This is a genomic window from Weissella sp. DD23 (assembly GCF_001579105.1).
Classification (GTDB): Bacteria; Bacillota; Bacilli; order Lactobacillales; family Lactobacillaceae; genus Weissella; species Weissella cibaria.
Map to the genome: position 1 here is coordinate 1 of NZ_KQ970471.1, position 439 is coordinate 439.

Below are 439 nucleotides of genomic sequence, written 5' to 3' on the forward strand. Positions count from 1 at the left end.
TTTCTGGTCGCAAAATCGTAGTATACGTCACGGCCGCCTGAGCCAAGTAAAATGCCTCAAGTTGCCAGGCTGTGCTGTCATCATCTAACAAATTAGCGGGTTGACCCCATCGTTCAGCCATTGCCGGTCCAGACGCGACACCTTCTAAACAGTGATTGCCGTGGAATGGGCAATGTCCTTTATACGTGTCCATTGGGTGCTTATTCACCATAATGTGGCCCGCTTCCGGATGCGAAATACCTTGCAGTAATTGACCATTGGCCACAATGCCGGCGCCAATACCCGTGCCAACCGTCAAATACAGAATGTTGTCGTTTTCCTGACCAGCGCCTGATACGAATTCGCCCCACGCTGAACCGTTCACATCCGTTGTCCAATAGTATGGTATATCGCGCCATTCGGTCATGGCGCCCAAAAAGTTGTACCCTGACCAACCACG

Annotated in this window: 1 protein-coding gene; it reads right to left on the reverse strand. The window is 51.3% G+C overall.

Annotated elements, in window-relative coordinates; translation table 11 throughout:
- The coding region (locus WEIDD23_RS12305; protein ID WP_156469683.1) for an ROK family protein at positions 1–439 on the reverse strand (439 nt) is incomplete at both ends.